This window comes from Massilia oculi, assembly GCF_003143515.1.
GTDB lineage: Bacteria > Pseudomonadota > Gammaproteobacteria > Burkholderiales > Burkholderiaceae_D > Telluria > Telluria oculi.
In genome coordinates, this window is record NZ_CP029343.1 from 5,701,928 (window position 1) to 5,717,635 (window position 15,708).

The window sequence follows — 15,708 nt, forward strand, 5'->3', positions numbered from 1 at the left end:
CGGATCGCTCAGAAGTCGACGTTCATCGACACCCACAAGCGACGGCCATCCATATTGTTGACGTACACGCTGCCATAGGCCGGCGCCGCCGTCGGCGACGCCTGGTAAGGACGGTAGTCGACGAAGTCCTTGTCGAGCAGGTTGTAGATCGCGGCATTGATCGAGATGGTCGGGCTGAGCTGGTAGGCGGTGCCCAGGTGCAGCATGCCGTAGGCCTTGTAGTCGCCCAGCGTCGCCTTGGCGGCGCGGGTGGCGGCCGAGGTGCCCGGATCGCGATAGCGCTCGCTGCGGTATTCGGCGCGCAGCCACGTGTTCCACTGCGGCGAAATGTCCCAGGTCAGCCGCGCATTGAGCGCGTGCTCGGGCGTGTCGGTCAGCGGCTTGCCGGCGCTGGCGCCGCTTTTCTGCTCGCTCTCGGTATACGTGTAGTTGGCGCTCGCGGCCCAGCCGGCGGCGAGCGGGAAGCGGGTGGCCAGTTCCAGGCCGCGGGTCACCGCCTCGTCGACGTTGATCGACTGGCCGAAGGCGTCGACGTTCGGCCAGTTGCCGAAGCTGACGCAGCCCGGCCGGTTCGGCGCCAGGCGATAGGAACAGTTCAGCAGGCCGGTGCCGCTGGTGATCTTGTCCTCGAACTCGTTGTTGAACACGGTGACGTTGGCGGTCCAGCCGGCGCCGTTGTCGAAATAGGCGCCCAGTTCGGTGGTCACGCTGGTTTCGGGTTTCAGGCCCGGGCTGCCGACCAGCGGAATCGTGCCCTGGCCGCCGAAGCCGTTGATGCCGGGCGAGAGCTGCTCGACGCGCGGAGTTTTATAACCCTTGCTGATACCGCCCTTGAAAGTCCATTGCGGCGACGTCGTCCACACCAGGTAGGCGCGTGGGCTGGTCTGGCCGCCGAAGATGCTGTGGTCGTCGTAGCGCGCGCCGAGGGTCAGGGCCAGGCGCTCGTGGAAGCGCCATTCGTCTTCCAGGAACAGCGCTTTCTGAGTGAAAGCAAATGCTTCGGGCGCGACGCCGTCGATCATCTCGGCATCCCAGTGCTGGGCGCCGATGGTGGTCAGGTGGGTGCCCCATGGGATCAGCAGCTTGGTGTCGAACACCTTGCTTTCGACTTCCAGCACGCGCGCGCTGCCTGCCACCATGCCCGGGGTGCCGGGCGGGATGGTGCGGCCGATGGTCTCGGTCTTGTTGACCATATAGCTGCTGTCCCAGGTGCCGAACGGCAGGCGCGCCTTGTAGGCCAGGGTCGCCTGGTCGCGGTTGTATTTCTGTTCCGGGCCATAGCCGCCTTGTACGCTCTGGGTGCCGACCTGGCCGCGCGAATTGTCGTAGGTCTGGCGGGTACGGTCTGCGTCCAGGGTGAACTCGTGGTAACGGTTCGGCGTGAAGGCGAGGCGCGCGCCGAGGTTGTCGACCTTGGCCTTGACCGGGTTGGAACCCATGTTCAGGTTCACTTCGCCGTTCTGGTTGTCGTAGCTGAGGGTCGCTTCGTCGCGGCGCAGCGTGCTGCCGCGCAGCGCCAGGCCCAGCACGTCGCTGGCGACCGGGCCGTTCAGGTAGAACTTGGCGCCCTTGACGTCGCCGAACCGCGATTGTTCTTGCAGGGTGTAGTCGGCCGACACCGTGCCGCCCCATTGCTTGCCGACCTTGCGGGTGATGATGTTGATCACGCCGCCCATCGCGTCCGAACCGTACAGGGTCGACATCGGGCCACGGATGATCTCGATGCGCTCGATGGCGCCGACCGGCGGCATGAAGCTGGTCGAGGTGCCGCCGAAGCCGTTCGGGGTCACGTTGCCGGCCGCGTTCTGGCGCCGGCCGTCGATCAGGATCAGGGTGTAGTCGCTCGGCATGCCGCGCACGCTGATGTTCATGCCGCCGGTCTTGTCGCCGACCGCGGCGACGTCGATGCCTTCCACGCTTTCCAGGGCCTGGGCCAGGTTGCCGAAGCGTTCCTTTTCGAGCTGTTCGCGGGTCAGCACGGTGATCGAGGCCGGCGCTTCGCGGATGGTCTGCTCGAAGCCGGAGGCCGAGATGACGACGGTCGCCATGTCGGCCGGTGCGGCATCGGCGCCGACGTTGGCGTGGGCCGCGAAGGGCAGGGCGCCGATGGCGAGGCTGAGCAGGGAGCGGCGCAGCAGCGGCGCGTGGGGAATGGGTGTGGGCATCTCGGTTCCGTTATTGTCGTCAAGCACGTGTATCTACAGCTGGTCAATTATGTAAAGAGGTCAAGCCGGCAATATTTTAAACGCAAATGCGAATCGTTCCTATTTCTATTTATTAAAAAGTATCGAAGATGCGACGAAAGATCCCCGCTGCCGAGAAAGGGAATGGGGAGACGAAAAGGCCAGGGCGGGCGAACGTCGTTCATGCACCGTCGCCGCAACCGGCGATCCGCGCCTCATGGGGTCGTAATCGCGCTGCATTGTCAGCTATCATGCCGGGTGCGTCAGGGACGAGGCTGTCGGTCCCCGGGCGCAGCGCCCCATTGTCATTACAGCCCACACAGGAGCACCCATGAAGAACACCATGATCCTGGCCGCGACCTTCGCCGCCGCCGCCGCGATGCCCGCAGCCCACGCCAGCGCCGACCTGGCGAAGGCCAAGGCCTGCATGGCCTGCCACACCGTCGCTTCCAAGCTGGTCGGCCCGTCCTACAAGGACGTCGCCGCGAAGTACGCGAAGGACGCCGGCGCCGAGACGCGCCTGGCGTTGAAGATCCAGAAGGGCAGCAGCGGCACCTGGGGGCCGATCCCGATGCCTGCCAATCCGCAGGTCAGCGACGCGGAAGCGCAGACGCTGGCCAAGTGGATCCTGGCACAGAAGTGACCGATCCGCGCCACTGGCGCGGTCCTTGCATACGGGCGGGGCACCTGAACGACAGGACCCGCCCATGTTCCTCCCGAACGACGTCATCGAGTATCTGGACGCTCCCGGCCGTCCGCTCCGCATCCTGTGGATCGACGCGGCCGGCGTCCCTGCGCGCCCTGTATGCCGCCGTACGGGAGCGGCGCGCGCGGCTGCTGCGGCCCGATCCCTGGCGCGCCGGCAGCCCCGCGGCGACGCCGACGCCGGCAGCCATAGCCGCAACAACAAGGCCGCCTACGTCAACCTGGCGGTCCAGCCGCTGCCCGGCTGGACGGTCGACATCGCCGGACGCTAGGAGTGCTTCAGCGACTTCGGCAACGCCAAGGTCGGCAAGCTGACCAGCCGCTACGACTTCTCGCCGGCGCTGGCGCTGCGCGCTACCTACAGCAACGGCTTTCGCGCGCCGACGCTGGCCGAATCGTATTATTCGGCCACCACCGTGTCGCCGCGCAGCGCCTTCGTGCAGCTGGCGCCGAATTCGCCGGGCGCGCGGCTGGTTGGCATCAACGGCCTCAAGCCCGAAGCCTCGACCAATATCAGCGCCGGCCTGGTGCTCAACCCGCGGGCCGGCCTGGCGATCACGCTCGACGCCTACCAGATCACGATCCGCGACCGCATCGTCGGCAGCGGCGCGCTGTACGACTCCGGCGGCGCGGTCAATGCCCCGGCGGTGACGGCGGCAATCCTCGCCAACGGCGACGTGCTCGACCCGACCGTGGTCCAGACGGGGATCGACATCTTCTCCAACGCAGGCAATACGCGCAGCCGCGGCATGGAGGCGGTGGCCACCATGAGCAGCAACTACGGCAGCTACGGGCGGGTCGACTGGTCGGCGGCGGTCAACTACAACCATGTAGAGGTCATCAAGATCAACCAGGCGCCGCCCTAGCTGCGACCGCAGACCCGGCTCGACGAGACCGCGATCTCGCACCTGGAGACCGCTTCGCCGCGCATGCGGGTCAACCTGGGCGCGCTGTGGAAGGTAGGCGCCTGGACCGTCAACCTGCGCGAGAACTACTTTGGCAAATCGTCGGAGCAGTTCTCGTCGGACGGTGCGGTCTACCATGAAAACAGGATCAAGCCCAAGCTGCTGACCGACCTTGAGGTGAGCTTCCAGTTCAGCAAGGCCTGGACGCTGTCGCTGGGGGCCAATAACCTGTTCAACGAGTACCCGGATATGGTCGATCCCATGGTGGTGGCCGAGCAGCGCGCCAACCTGGACAACGGCGCGGTAACGATCCATCCGGCGTTCTCGCCTTTCGGCATCAACGGCGGCTATTACTATGCGCGCGCCAGCCTGAAGTTCTGAGCGCGCGGCGCCCGGCGCCCGGCGGGCGGCGGGCGCCGGGCGGCATATGGGCCGCCGCCTGCCGGACTTTCGGGGCATGTTCGAAAATTTCGATGAAAGGGCGCTAAATTACCCGTTTTTCAAGTCCTCGTGGCGCGAGCATAATGACTCCATCGCATCGAACACAAGACCGATCGACCGGCGGATTCCCCGCCCTGGCGATCGAGCGCTTCGATGATCACAACCACGAAAGGATGACACCATGTTGAACGTACGTAAAAGCAATGAACGCGGCGGCGCCAGCTTTGGCTGGCTGGACTCGAAGCATACCTTCTCCTTCGGCCACTACCACGATCCGAAGCACATGGGATTCGGTCCCCTGCGTGTGATCAACGAGGACAAGGTGCAACCGGGCCGCGGTTTCGATTCGTACGGCTACCGCGACATGGAGATCATCTCCTATGTGCTCGACGGCGCGCTGGAGCACAAGGACAGCATGGGCAACGGTTCGGTGCTGCGCTACGGCGACGTGCAGATCATGAGCGCGGGGTCGGGCGTGGTGCACAGCGAGTACAACCATTCGAAAACCGAGGGCGTGCACTTCCTGCAGATCTGGATCATGCCGAACGTGGGCGGCGCCGAGCCGCGCTACGAAGAGAAGCACTTCGACACCGCTGACAAGACCGGCAAGCTGCGCCTGATCGGATCGCCCGACGGCCGCGAAGGCTCGGTCTCGATCCGCCAGGATGCCGCCCTGTATGCGACCATCCTCGACGGCGAGGATGAGGTGAAGCATGTGCTGGCGGCCGGTCGCCAGGCCTATGTCCACGTGGTGCGCGGCAAGGTGACGGTCAATGGCATCGCCCTGGATGGCGGCGACGCACTGAAGGTCACCGGCGAAGAAGCCGTGACCCTGGCCCGGGCCGCCGGCGCCGAGGTGTTATTGTTCGACCTGCCACAGTAAGCAACCACGAGCAGTCATGCAGAACGCCGTCCCGCCAGCGGGGCGGCGCCTCAATCACCACGACAACAGGAGACGACCATGCAAGTGACGACCACGCGCGGCAACGACAAACTGCAATACAAGATCCGGATCGGCAAGCACTGCTTGACGACCGATGCTCCCGAAGCGTTCGGCGGCGACGACAGCGGCCCCGAACCGCACGATCTGCTGGCCGCTTCCCTGGCCGCCTGCACCGCGCTGACCGTGACGATGTATGCCAGGCGCAAAGGCATGCAACTCGACGACGTGCGGGTGGCCATCGACCACGGCCAGCAGGATGGCGCCTACGAACTGCGCCGGCACATCGAATTCGTCGGCCAATTGAGCGAGGAGGAACGCGCCCGCCTGCTCGACATCGCCAACAAGTGCCCGGTCCACAAGACCCTCTCCGGCACGATTCACATCCATACCGAGGCGGCTCACGCCGCGAATTAAGCCTCTGCGGGCCCCGCGCAAGGGTCGGGCAGCATGCGGGCGAATGCCGCGCCCGTCCGCATGCGCGCGATCCACCACTTGAGCGCGGCGCCATCCTCGCCACTGCGCCAGGCGAGATAGAAAGTCTCGTCGGCTTTCGGTTCCACCACCTGCTTCTCGACCAGCAAACCCTGGTCGATGGCCGGTCGCGCCCATGCCTCCGGCAGGAAGCCGAAGCCGAGGCCCTGGACCTGGAACTCGTATTTGGTGCGCATGTCGGGCACCGCCAGCGTCTCTTGCCCGAACAGCAGGCCGACGGTGCGCGCGCCGAGCACCCGCGCCGAGTCCGAGACCGAGATCGCCCGGTAGGGCAGCAGGTCGGTCTTGTCGAGGGGATGTTCCAGCCGTGCCAGCGGATGGTGCGGGGCGACCGTAAACACGAAGGCGCTGGTGCCGAGCGGCTCGGCGGTATAGCCGCCGCCCGATGGACCCTCGCCGGCAGCGCCCACCAGCAGGTCGACGCGGCGGTCGAGCAGGGCGTCCCAGGTGCCCGACAGCGACTCGCGCACGATGCGCAGCCGGGTCTGGTCGGCCACGCCATAGAAGGCTTCGATGTCGGGCTGCAGGGCGCCGCTCGACAACACCGAGTCCATGCCCAGGGCGATCTCGGTCTCCCAGCCCGAGGCCACGCGCCGCACCCGCGATTCGAGATCGCCTGCGGCGCGCAGCAGGTAGCGGCCCTCCTTGAGCAGTTCCTGGCCGGCGGCGGTGAGGGTCACCTTGGGACCGAAGCGGTCGAACAGGCGCACGCCCAGGTCGTCCTCGAGCTTGGAGACCGTGTAGGAAATGGTCGATGGCACACGAAACAGTTCTTTCGCGGCCCCGGCGAAGGAGCCGCGGCGGGCGATGGTTTCGATGATCTGGAGAGCGTCGAGGCTGAGCTTGAGCAATTGTATGTCCCATGGTGCGTGATGGCGCCATGGTAGCGCCAAGGCCCGGAACAAACCAAGTCCCCGGCCTTTGAAAATAGCAATCTGATTCTATCGCCGCGGCGATGGTCTAACGATACTGGAACGGAAGGGGCGCCGCGTTGGCGCGTCCCGCAGGAGGAGCTGAACATGTATCTGATTTCACTGGGCGCCGGCATCCTGGCCGGCCTGTTGTACGGCCTGATCAACGTGCGCTCGCCGGCGCCGCCCGCCATCGCCCTGGTCGGCCTGCTGGGCATGCTGATCGGCGAACAGATCGTCCCGGTGGCCAAGCGCCTGATCGAGGGCGCGCCGGTCACCGCCAGCTGGTTCGCCAGCGAATGCAAGCCCAAGATCACCGGCGTTGCCGCCAAGACGCCCGAGCCTGGCGCCAAGGACGGCCCGCGCCAGGGCTGATCGTCAATTTTCATCACCAAAAGGAGAACATCATGAGCAATCCAAAACTCGAAGTCCTGACCCCGCAGAATTCGCAGCTGATCGTCATCGACCACCAGCCGCAGATGGCCTTCGGCGTGCAGTCGATCGACCGCCAGACCCTGAAGAACAACGTCGTCGGCCTGGCCAAGGCAGCCAAGGTGTTCAACATCCCGACCACGATCACCACGGTCGAGACCGAATCGTTCTCGGGCAATACCTACCCCGAGCTGCTGGACGTGTTCTCGGGCCACCAGATCCTGGAGCGCACCTCGATGAACTCGTGGGACGACCAGAAGGTGCGCGATGCCCTTGCCCGCAACGGGCGCAAGAAGGTCATCGTGGCTGGCCTGTGGACCGAAGTGTGCAACACCACCTTCGCCCTGTGCGCGATGCTGGAAGGCGACTACGAAATCTATATGGTGTCAGACGCGTCGGGTGGCACCAGCAAGGAAGCGCACGACATGGCCATGCTGCGCATGGTGCAGGCCGGCGTGGTGCCGGTGACCTGGCAGCAGGTGCTGCTGGAGTGGCAGCGCGACTGGGCCCACCGCGACACCTATAACGACGTGATGAAGATCGTCACCGAGCACTCGGGCGCCTATGGCATGGGCGTGGACTACGCCTACACCATGGTGCACAAGGCGCCGGCGCGCGCCCAGGGCACGCACGAGGTGCTGGCGCCGGTTCCTGCCCGCTGATCGGTCCACCCGGATCCACAGAAGTTCCCGCCGCCGCACGCCCTCCAAAGCGCGCGGCGGTTGCCGCAAACCCGCCGGACGAGCCGCGCCCGGCGACATTTGGAGTACAAGCATGAACCAAGCACAGTCCACCCCGCCGCTCATCCTGATCAACGGTTGCTTCGCTACGGTCGACCGCGAACAGCCCCAGGCCAGCGCCGTCGCCATCCAGGACGGACGTTTCCTGGCCGTGGGCGACACCGATTACGTGATGCGGCACCGCCGCGACGGCAGCCAGGTGATCGACCTGAACGGCCGCACCGTGGTGCCGGGCCTGAACGACTCGCACCTGCACCTGATCCGCGGAGGCCTCAACTACAACCTCGAGCTGCGCTGGGAAGGCGTGCCCTCGCTGGCCGACGCCCTGCGCATGCTGAAGGAACAGGCCGATCGCACGCCGAATCCGCAGTGGGTGAGGGTGGTGGGCGGCTGGAACGAATTCCAGTTCGCCGAGCGCCGCATGCCGACCCTGGACGAGATCAACGCCGCCGCGCCGGATACGCCGGTGTTCATCCTGCACCTGTACGACCGCGCCCTGCTCAACCGCGCGGCCCTGCGCGCGGTCGGCTACACCAGGGACACGCCGAATCCGCCGGGCGGCGAGATCGTGCGCGACGGCGCCGGCAACCCGACCGGCATGCTGATTGCGCGTCCGAACGCGATGATCCTGTACGCGACCCTGGCCAAGGGCCCCAAGTTGCCCTACGACCTGCAGGTGAACTCGACCCGACAGTTCATGCGCGAACTGAACCGCCTTGGCTTGACCAGCGCGATCGACGCCGGCGGCGGCTTCCAGAACTACCCGGAAGATTACGCCGTCATCGAGGAACTCGACAAGGCCGAGCAGCTCACCATCCGCATCGCCTACAACCTGTTTACCCAGAACAAGGGCAAGGAGCTGGAAGACTTCCAGCGCTGGACCGGCATGGTGACGCCGGGGCAGGGCAGCGACTACTACCGCGCCAACGGCGCCGGCGAGATGCTGGTGTTCTCGGCGGCCGACTTCGAGGACTTCCTGGAGCCGCGCCCCGACCTCGATCCCGGCATGGAAGACGAGCTGGAACGCGTGGTGCGCCACCTGGTGGCCCAGCGCTGGCCGTTCCGCCTGCACGCGACCTATGACGAATCCATCTCGCGCATGCTCGACGTGTTCGAGAAGGTCAACCGCGACATCCCGTTCGACGGCCTGCACTGGATGTTCGACCACTGCGAGACCATCACGCAGCGCAATATCGACCGCGTCGCCGCGCTCGGCGGCGGCATCGCGATCCAGCACCGGATGGCCTTCCAGGGCGAGTATTTCGTCGACCGCTACGGCGCTGACGCTGCGAAGACGACCCCGCCGGTGAAACGGATGCTGGAAACCGGCGTGCCGGTCGGCGCCGGCACCGACGCCACCCGCGTGGCCAGCTACAATCCGTGGACCTCGCTGTACTGGCTGGTGACGGGCCGCACCGTGGGTGGCCTGCCGCTGTACGGCAGCGCCGGCCACCTGCCGCGCCAGGTCGCGCTGGAACTGTGGACTGCTGGCAGCGCCTGGTTCTCCAACGAGCAGGCGCGCAAAGGCCGCATCCGCGAAGGCATGCTGGCCGATCTTGCCGTGCTGTCGCAGGACTTCTTCAGCATCGACGCCGAAGAAATCAAGGCGATCGAATCGGTGCTGACCGTGGTCGGCGGCCGCATCGTCTACGGCGCCGCCGAATTCACCAGCCTGGGGCCGCCCCCGATCCCCGTGTTGCCCGAGTGGTCGCCGGTCAGCAAGGTGCCGGGCCACTGGAGGAAGGTCGCGCCGCAGGTGCAACGGAAGGCCTTGCCGCACCAGTGCAGCGGCCCATGCGGCGTGCATGCCCACAGCCACGATACCGCGCGCCGTTCGAACATGCCGGTGTCGGATTTCAGCAGCTTCTGGGGCGCGCTGGGTTGCAGCTGCTTCGCTTTCTGACGATGGGCGCTGTTCCTACTCCATCGCGCCTGCAGGGTTTCAATATGGGCTTCCTCGGCGGCTATGTCGACACCCTGGGCTTCATCGGCCTGTTCGGCCTGTTCACGGCCCACGTCACCGGAAACTTCGTGCTGCTCGGCGCTTCGCTGGCCGATCCGGCGAACATTCCGTCGCTGCTGAAGATCCTGGCCTTCCCGGCCTTCATCCTCGGCATCGCCGCGGCGCGCCTGCTGGTGGCGTCGTGCGAGCGGCACGGCAGGGATGCGCACCGGCCTTCTTACCTGCTGCAGCTGGTCCTGCTGATCGGCTTCATGGCCTGCGGGATGCTGTCCGAGCCGGTGGCGCGCGACATGTCGGCACTGGCCATGGCGGCCGGCCTGCTCGGCACCGCGGCCATGGGCGCCCACAGCGCGGCCAGCAAGCTGCTGCTGGCCCATCTGGCGCCGACCTCGATGATGACCGGGAACGTGACCCAGCTGGTGATCGATACCGTCGACCAGTTGCGCGGCGCCGGCGACGCGGCCACCACGGCGCGTTGCAGCAAGTTCTTCTGGCCGCTGTTCGGCTTCGCGATCGGCTGCGCGGCGGGCGCCTTCCTGTTCCTGGCGGCCGGCTTCGTGGCGCTGGTCGTGCCGGTGGCGCTCCTGTGCCTGCACCTCGTCAAGCCCAGTCTGGACCAGGCATAGGAAGGCAATATGACCAAGACCCGCCTGGAGGCGTTCAGCGACGGGGTGATCGCGATCATCCTGACCATCATGGTGCTGGAGCTGACCCCTCCATACGGCACCGCGCCCAGCGACGTGCTGGCCGTGGTGCCGGGTTGGCTGCGCTATGCGCTCAGTTTTGTCTACGTCGGCATCTACTGGGTCAACCACCACGCGCTGTTCGAGCGCGTGGAACGGATCGACTGGGCCACGCTGTGGGCCAACCTGCACCTGCTGTTCTGGATGTCGCTGATGCCGTTCGTGACCGCCTGGGTGTCCGAGCATCCGATGGCGCCGGCGCCCGTGGCCCTGTATGGCGTGGTGCTGTTCCTGTGCTCGGTGTCCTTCATGCTGCTGTCCTGGCGCCTGGGGGCGTTGGCCGGGCTCGACCATGCTCATACATGGCAGAACGCCAAGAACCGGCTGTCGCTGGCCATGTATGCGCTCGCGGTCGCGGTGGCGCTATGGCAGCCGCCGCTCGCGGTGCTGATCCATGTGCTGCTGGCGGCGCTGTGGCTGGTGCCGAACCGGATCCAGCGTCATCCGGGCTCGCGCGACCCGGGCTGACTGGACGCCATGTGCCGGCGCTGGCATCATGCGCCAAGAACAAGAAGAGGAGTACCGTGAACAGTCAACAGCGCACCATCGATGTCCTGATCGCCGACGACCATCCCCTGATGCGCGAGGGGATCGCGGCCGTGATCGGCAGCCAGCCCGATATGCGGGTGGTCGGCGAGGCCGCCGACGGCCTGGAGGCGGTCGAGCTGTTTCGCCAGTTGCGGCCCCGCGTCACCCTGATCGACCTGCAGATGCCGCACCTGAACGGCATGGAAGCGATCGCCGCGATCCGCGCCGAGTTCCCCCACGCCTGCCTGGCCATCCTGACCACCTTCCGCGGCGACGCCCGCGCCATGCAGGCGATCAAGAGCGGCGCCCAGGGCTACCTGCTCAAGAGCTCCCTGCGCAAGGAACTGACCGACGCCATCCGCGTGCTGGCCGCCGGTCACCGCTACATCCCGTCCGAGATCGCCGGCGAGCTGGCGCGCCACCTGGGCCAGGAAAGCCTGACGGTGCGCGAGCTGCAGGTGCTGGAGCTGATCGCGCGCGGCAACGGCAACAAGCAGATCGGCGCCGCCCTGAGCCTGTCCGAAGACACGGTCAAGGGCCACCTGCGCAGCATCATGGACAAGCTGGGCGCCAATAACCGCACCCATGCCGTTACGATCGGCATCGAGCGCGGTTTCCTGGAGATCTAGACCCCCCCCACTTTCGTGGGGGTGAGGCCGCCCCTATCTTGTCTGTGCAACATCTTGACCGCACTGCAACATGCTAACCAGTTCGTTCGCGTCACGCCAACCTGGAGAGCACCATGCAGACCGCGCCTTCGTTTCCGGCCACTACCTCCCGCCACGGCGGCCTGCCGCGCTGGCAGGTCAGGCGGATCACCGACTACATCGACGCCAACCTGGGCGCCACCCTGCGTACGGCCAGCCTGGCGGCGACGCTGGGCCTGAGCGTCAGCCATTTCACGCGCGCCTTCAAGCACAGCGTCGGCGTGCCGCCGCGCATGTACGTGATCCGGCGCCGGCTGGCGGCCGCCTGCGAGGCGATGGTCAGTTCGGACACGCCGCTCACGACCATCGCCCACGCCCACGGCTTCTGCGACCAGTCGCATTTCACCCGTACCTTCCACGAGGTGATCGGCCAGTCGCCCCACGTCTGGCGCTGCCTGAACCGGCCAAGCCTGGCCGCCGATCCGTACGAAAGCGAACAGAAGCACACTATCGAACTGGATATGGTGGAGACTGCCTAAACAGTGGGAGTGTCCCGTGTTCGACTTCATCACCGAATTCATGCAGAGCGGCGGCTACCTGGCCGTGTTCGCCCTGATGGCGCTGGAAAATATCTTCCCGCCAATCCCTTCCGAGCTGATCATGCCGTTCGCCGGCTTCGTCGCGGCCCGCGGCGACCTGAACGTGGTTGGCGTGTTGATTGCCGGCACTGCCGGCTCGGTGGCCGGCGCCTTGCCCTGGTATTACGCCGGCAAGGTCTACGGCAAGGAGCGCCTGGAAAAATTCGCCGACAAGCATGCGCGCTGGATGACCGTGACCCACGGCGACATCGAACATGCGATGGAGTCATTCGAGAAACATGGACGCAAGGTCGTGCTGTTCGGCCGCCTGATCCCGGCCATCCGCACCCTGATCTCGGTCCCGGCCGGCCTGGCGGGCATGCCGATGGGGCAGTTCCTGCTGTACTCGACCGTAGGCTCGCTGGTCTGGACCGGCATCCTGACCGGCGCCGGCTATATGCTCGAAAGCCAGTACGAAAGGGTGGCGCAATATGTCGATCCGGTGTCGAAGGCGATCCTGATCGGCCTGCTTGGCTGGTATCTGTACCGGGTGGCGACTTTCAAGAAGCGCGCCAAGGCTTAGAGCGCCTAACAAAACCCTATAGTTGCTTAGCAGGCAACAGCCGAGTACACGAGTAGTGTCGCCCATCCGCTATCGGCCACGAGCGGACGGTCAAAATAAAAGGCGACAATGACACCTGAGCGTGAAAGCGAGTACAACGAGCTACTTGGCTACGTAGAATTTTTGTGACCGCTGTATTGCAGATTGATCCTGCTTCTGCTGTCCATCCTGCGAACGTGATCAAGGGAATTGTGCAGCAATTCGGTAAGTCAAAAGCGCTTGCTGGGCGACGCCAAGCCGCGAACGACACTGTCGAAAAAACAAGAACTTGGAATTCTGGAGCAAGGGCTGTTGTCGACGAAGCGTCTAGGGCGGTCGGTGTAGTCACTTTGTCAGAGATAACCCGCAGATACCCCAAAGCTACAAACGCATTGTGAAGTGCGGTTTTATTAAAAAATGAAACCGAATACCACGTCGTCAATGCCATTTTGGTGGACCACGCAAATGCGATCTCGGACGAGGAACGGGCGTGTCTGCAAATGCTAATTGAAGCATTCGAGCAAAAAGCGTAGTCCACGTCCCCGTTTGGATACGCAGCCATTCGACAGTCGCAACGTCCGCAACGTGTCGAATCCGGCCCTGGTGAAAGTGCGCGATTTTTCGGCCGCGGCGATCTGCTATGCTGAGCTCTATGGTCGAGATCGGCCAGGAGCGGATAGACGTGATCGAATCTGGTGAGGAGCAGTGGTGCGAAACAAGGTGACGCCGACGATCTTTGCAATTGGCATGATTGCAGGTAGTTTGCCGTGCACGCTTGCCATTTTGACGTTCGTCAATCTAATGGCGGCGCGCCAAGCTGGACAACCAGCTAGCGGTGATGCTCTTGGACTAATGATGATGTCGTTGATTGCCTATGGGATTGCCGTACTCAGTTGTGCTGCTGGGCTGACCTACTTTGCCCATGCAGCACTGAAGGCTTCATTCGCTCTCCGAGCGTGGCACTGGTTTGGTATCGTTTTTTCGCTTGTCCACGTCCTCATCCCGCTCGTGTACTTTTATACATGAGGAGCACTTGCTGACGCCTGCTTCGGGTCAAATTACGTCCTTTATGACAGTCTGCGATTTTTCAGCCAAGGCGAACTGCTATGCTGAGCTAAAGGGCCGAGTTCGGCCAGAAGCGGACGTTACTAGCGACGATTTTGGAAAGCGATCAACGATAAAAATTGAATCGCCACGACTATCGTAGAGATTCCTGAGCCATAATATTGGCCACAAGGGGAAGATATGAGCGGTAAGCGATACACAGAGAAGTGCAAGATTGCAGCGGTCATGCAGGTTGCGCAGTGCAGTCACCCAGCGCGCGAAGTAGTGGCGCCGCTCGGGATAAGCAATAGGACCGTCGAACCCAGCCTGCAGCAACTTGAATCATTAGCAATAAATTAATAGATAACGGCCATGTCCTTGATACGCTACGCGTCCGCCGCTGTCCTGTTCTCTGTTTCCGTGTATCGACTGATTACCGGGGATAGCTCTACTCTTACAACCGGAATATTTTTGGTATCCGCTGCGACGTTGTTTTTCGCTGAGCTGACACGACGAAAAAAACTGAAGCAAAAAGGGCAGGATTGAGACCAAATCATGCTAACCAAGTGAGATCGCGCCGTCAGCGCAGCTATTCTGCTGATCCACAGCACCAGTCAGCCGGCAGCAGACATCTACGCCGCGAATAGCTCGGCAGCTAACTGTGCGAGTCCGCTTCAGGTCGCGGAAGTACGTTGACCCAGGTAGGGTATTAACATGGCTTCCGTGTTCGTAGACCAACTAATTGTTTAGTTTCGTGTGATCATGTTCCCCGTCGCAGCATGGCCTTGTTCCGTGCAAAGGCCGTGCTCGATGAGATAATTGCTGGCTTCCCGCATCGTTCATCAGCCCCTCGCAGAACATCACCATATCGAGCATGAGTTCACGCATTCACCCGCAAGCCCGCACCACGCCAAAAATCCGTCAGGAGATCAAGGATTCCGGCCTGTCCGACCGTCAAGCGGCCAAGGTGTTCAATATCACTCGGGCCACCGCTGCCAAATGGCTCAAGCGGGACGACGTGCAAGACCGCTCGCATCGTGCTCACACCCTGCATACGACCCTGAGCGCAGCCCAGGAACTGGTCGTGCTGTCCCTGCGCCAGACGCTTTACTTACCGCTCGACGACCTGCTCTACATCACCCGGCAATACATCAATCCCGAGGTCTCTCGTTCAGGCATTGCGCGACTGCTCAAACGCGAAGGCATGGCACGACTGGAGGACGTGATCCCTCAAGCTGAAGGCGAAACGATCAAGGCCAAGAAGACCTTCAAGGACTATGAGCCAGGCTTCCTGCACGTCGATATCAAGTACCTGCCACAGATGCCTGACGAAACCTCACGCCGCTACCTGTTTGTTGCCATTGACCGCGCGACGCGCTGGGTTTTTCTGCATATTTACAACGATATGACTGAACGTAGTAGCGTCGATTTCCTGCGCCGTTTGAAGCTCGCATCGCCGATCAAGATCACCAAGATACTGACCGACAACGGCTCGCAATTTACCGACCGCTTCGCCACCAAAGACAAGAAGCCCAGCGGCAATCACGCCTTCGACAAGGCATGTGGCAGCATGGAAGTCGAGCATCGCCTGGCGCCTCCGCGCCACCCGCAAACTAACGGCATGGTGGAACGCTTCAATGGCAGGATCAGTGAGCTGATCGCGCAGACCCGCTTCGATAGCAGGGCCGATCTGGAGACCACATTGCACAATTACCTCAAGCTTTACAACCACCATATCCCGCAGCGAGCTATCGGCTCAACGACACCGATTCAGGCGCTCAAGGATTGGCAGAAACGCAAACCTGATCTATTCGTCAAACGCGTCTACGATCAGACGGGACTCGACAACTAA

16 protein-coding genes and 1 pseudogene are annotated in these 15,708 nt (G+C 63.8%); 15 read left to right on the forward strand and 2 right to left on the reverse strand.

Annotated features, from left to right (window positions below; all coding sequences use genetic code 11):
* Window positions 1-8 precede the first annotated feature (8 nt).
* Window positions 9-2,165: a TonB-dependent receptor domain-containing protein gene (locus tag DIR46_RS25500; protein ID WP_109347738.1), complete on the reverse strand. Its 2,157-nt coding sequence runs from the start codon at window positions 2,163-2,165 to the stop codon at window positions 9-11.
* Between the two features lie 349 nt (window positions 2,166-2,514).
* On the opposite strand from DIR46_RS25500, the gene DIR46_RS25505 reads away from it, so the two are divergent.
* From DIR46_RS25505 to DIR46_RS25520, 5 genes and pseudogenes are all read left to right on the forward strand, one after another.
* The gene (locus DIR46_RS25505) at window positions 2,515-2,826 is read left to right on the forward strand and encodes a c-type cytochrome (RefSeq protein WP_205289043.1); all 312 of its coding nucleotides are present in this window, start codon (window positions 2,515-2,517) and stop codon (window positions 2,824-2,826) included.
* 64 nt (window positions 2,827-2,890) lie between these two features.
* Window positions 2,891-3,160: a hypothetical protein gene (locus DIR46_RS27525; RefSeq protein WP_229446424.1), complete on the forward strand. Its 270-nt coding sequence runs from the start codon at window positions 2,891-2,893 to the stop codon at window positions 3,158-3,160.
* A 39-nt stretch (window positions 3,161-3,199) separates the two neighbouring features.
* Window positions 3,200-4,174 (forward strand): annotated as a pseudogene (locus tag DIR46_RS25510) (TonB-dependent receptor).
* A 241-nt stretch (window positions 4,175-4,415) separates the two neighbouring features.
* Window positions 4,416-5,117: a pirin family protein gene (locus DIR46_RS25515; protein ID WP_109347739.1), complete on the forward strand. Its 702-nt coding sequence runs from the start codon at window positions 4,416-4,418 to the stop codon at window positions 5,115-5,117.
* A 78-nt stretch (window positions 5,118-5,195) separates the two neighbouring features.
* Window positions 5,196-5,591 (forward strand): OsmC family protein, encoded by a 396-nt coding sequence (locus DIR46_RS25520; RefSeq protein WP_109347740.1) that lies wholly within the window; start codon window positions 5,196-5,198, stop codon window positions 5,589-5,591.
* Here DIR46_RS25520 and DIR46_RS25525 read toward each other — a convergent pair.
* Window positions 5,588-6,520 carry a LysR substrate-binding domain-containing protein gene (locus DIR46_RS25525; RefSeq protein ID WP_109347741.1) on the reverse strand — a complete coding sequence of 311 codons (933 nt, stop codon included), beginning with the start codon at window positions 6,518-6,520 and terminating at the stop codon, window positions 5,588-5,590. The two genes, DIR46_RS25520 and DIR46_RS25525, sit on opposite strands and share 4 nt — an antisense overlap.
* 162 nt (window positions 6,521-6,682) lie before the next feature.
* Here DIR46_RS25525 and DIR46_RS25530 point away from each other — a divergent pair, with 162 nt between their 5' ends.
* The 10 genes from DIR46_RS25530 (at window position 6,683) to DIR46_RS25570 (ending at window position 15,708) form a co-directional block, all read left to right on the forward strand.
* A complete protein-coding gene (locus DIR46_RS25530) occupies window positions 6,683-6,955 on the forward strand; it encodes a XapX domain-containing protein (RefSeq protein WP_109347742.1) in 273 nt (90 codons plus the stop codon).
* A 32-nt stretch (window positions 6,956-6,987) separates the two neighbouring features.
* Window positions 6,988-7,674 carry a hydrolase gene (locus tag DIR46_RS25535; RefSeq protein ID WP_109347743.1) on the forward strand — a complete coding sequence of 229 codons (687 nt, stop codon included), beginning with the start codon at window positions 6,988-6,990 and terminating at the stop codon, window positions 7,672-7,674.
* 112 nt (window positions 7,675-7,786) lie between these two features.
* The gene (locus DIR46_RS25540) at window positions 7,787-9,655 is read left to right on the forward strand and encodes an amidohydrolase (RefSeq protein WP_109347744.1); all 1,869 of its coding nucleotides are present in this window, start codon (window positions 7,787-7,789) and stop codon (window positions 9,653-9,655) included.
* Window positions 9,656-9,657: 2 nt separating this feature from the next.
* Window positions 9,658-10,341, forward strand: a complete 684-nt coding sequence (locus tag DIR46_RS25545; protein ID WP_229446425.1) for a YoaK family protein — start codon at window positions 9,658-9,660, stop codon at window positions 10,339-10,341.
* A 9-nt stretch (window positions 10,342-10,350) separates the two neighbouring features.
* A complete protein-coding gene (locus tag DIR46_RS25550) occupies window positions 10,351-10,926 on the forward strand; it encodes a TMEM175 family protein (protein WP_109347746.1) in 576 nt (191 codons plus the stop codon).
* Window positions 10,927-10,982: 56 nt separating this feature from the next.
* Complete coding sequence (locus DIR46_RS25555; protein ID WP_109348158.1) at window positions 10,983-11,615, forward strand: response regulator transcription factor; 633 nt, start codon at window positions 10,983-10,985, stop codon at window positions 11,613-11,615.
* A 113-nt stretch (window positions 11,616-11,728) separates the two neighbouring features.
* Window positions 11,729-12,172: a helix-turn-helix transcriptional regulator gene (locus tag DIR46_RS25560; RefSeq protein WP_109347747.1), complete on the forward strand. Its 444-nt coding sequence runs from the start codon at window positions 11,729-11,731 to the stop codon at window positions 12,170-12,172.
* 16 nt (window positions 12,173-12,188) lie between these two features.
* Window positions 12,189-12,794 carry a DedA family protein gene (locus tag DIR46_RS25565; protein ID WP_109347748.1) on the forward strand — a complete coding sequence of 202 codons (606 nt, stop codon included), beginning with the start codon at window positions 12,189-12,191 and terminating at the stop codon, window positions 12,792-12,794.
* 726 nt (window positions 12,795-13,520) lie between these two features.
* Window positions 13,521-13,838, forward strand: coding sequence for a hypothetical protein (locus tag DIR46_RS26870; protein WP_162819646.1), 318 nt, complete (start codon window positions 13,521-13,523; stop codon window positions 13,836-13,838).
* Between the two features lie 892 nt (window positions 13,839-14,730).
* Window positions 14,731-15,708, forward strand: coding sequence for an IS481 family transposase (locus DIR46_RS25570; protein WP_109346594.1), 978 nt, complete (start codon window positions 14,731-14,733; stop codon window positions 15,706-15,708).